We start from the raw sequence: 1,580 nt of genomic DNA, 5'->3' as shown, positions 1-1,580 counted from the left end.
CCTCGGCCAATCATGGCGGTTGAGCTGGTCGTCGCGTAGAAATGGCGAAAGGTGCTCTGAACTGCGATAATTCGATTTGCTGAAGATCGAAGTACGCAGTGTGAGGAGCACCTTTCTGGTGCGAGAGTCTACGTCGTGGTACCCGTCGCTGAAAGTTGGCGGGGACGGATCAGGGGTGGTGGCTCAGGCCGGGGCGGTGGCGTTGCTGCGCACGGCGGTGAGGGTGGGGCTGGATCGGGCGTTGTCGCAGGTGCTGACGCCGTGGCGGAAACCCCTGGCCACGCATGATCCGGGGAAGATCGTGTTGGATCTGGCCGTGGCGGTCGCGATCGGTGGTGACTGCGCCGCCGATGTCGGGCTGCTGCGCGGTGAGCCGGGGGTGTTCGGCAGTGTGGCCTCGGATCCGACGGTGTCGCGGTTGATCGCGACCTTGGCCGGTGACGCTTCGAAAGCGTTGTCCGCCATCGCGTCGGCCCGGGTGAGGGCTCGGGCGGCGGCCTGGCAGGCCGCCGGTGACCGAGCACCGGACCACACGATCACCGCCGAGAACCCGCTGACCATCGATCTGGACGCGACCTTGCTCGACGCCCACTCCGAAAAGGAATGCGCGGCACCGACATTCAAGAAGGGCTTCGGATTCCACCCGCTGTTGGCCTTCTGTGATCACGGACCCTGCGGCACCGGCGAACCGGTCGCGGAGCTGTTGCGACCGGGCAACGCCGGTGCCAACACCGCCGCCGACCATAAACAGGTCCTCGCTGCCGCGATCACGCAACTACCGTGGCAGCCCGGCTACCGGGTCGGCCGGAAAGTGTTGGTGCGCACCGATTCCGGTGGGGGTACTCACGATTTCGTCGCCTACTGCACCACGCGGCGGGTCCAGTACTCGTTGGGATTCACCCTCACCGACACCATCGTCGAGGCGGTGAACAAGATCCCGAAAAATGTGTGGACCCCCGCCTACGACGCCGACGGCGAGGTCCGCCCGGGAGCCTGGGTCGCCGAGGTCACCGGCATGCTCGATCTGACCGGCTGGCCCGCCGGCATGCGGCTGATCGTGCGCAAGGAGCGCCCGCATCCCGGCGCGCAGCTGCGGTTCACCGACGTCGATGGCCTGCGATTGACCGCATTCGTCACGAACACGCGCACCGGGCAGCTTCCCGACCTGGAATTACGACACCGCCGCCGCGCCCGCTGCGAGGACCGCATCCGCGCCGCGAAAGACACCGGACTACGCAACCTGCCGTTCAAATCCTTCGACGCGAACCGGATCTGGGTCGCGATCGTCGCACTGGCGCTGGACCTGACCGCCTGGCTACAGACCCTCGGCCTGCACGACCATCCCGCTCGACGCTGGGAACCGAAAACACTTCGCCTACAGCTGTTCTCGATCCCAGCCCGGATCGCCTCCCACGCCCGCCGCCTTCACCTGCGCTTATCCCGACACCACCGCGGCACCGGCCTGCTGCTGACCACCCTGGACCGCCTGCAACCCGGCTGACCAGCCCAAACCATCCCTACAACCACCGAAAGGACTTTCCCTCCGGGCCCGTGGAACCCGGCAGCCACCCGCTGACCGG

The 1,580-nt window shown here is 66.8% G+C and carries 1 protein-coding gene; it reads left to right on the top strand.

What is annotated here, in order from left to right; all coding sequences use genetic code 11:
• Positions 1 to 118: 118 nt before the first annotated feature.
• Positions 119 to 1,501, top strand: a complete 1,383-nt coding sequence (locus GLP40_RS33080; protein WP_328290947.1) for an IS1380 family transposase — start codon at positions 119 to 121, stop codon at positions 1,499 to 1,501.
• Positions 1,502 to 1,580: the final 79 nt, after the last annotated feature.

Source organism: Nocardia aurantiaca, assembly GCF_009708175.1.
GTDB lineage: Bacteria > Actinomycetota > Actinomycetes > Mycobacteriales > Mycobacteriaceae > Nocardia > Nocardia aurantiaca.
This window is presented reverse-complemented; position numbering and strand designations above follow the sequence as displayed.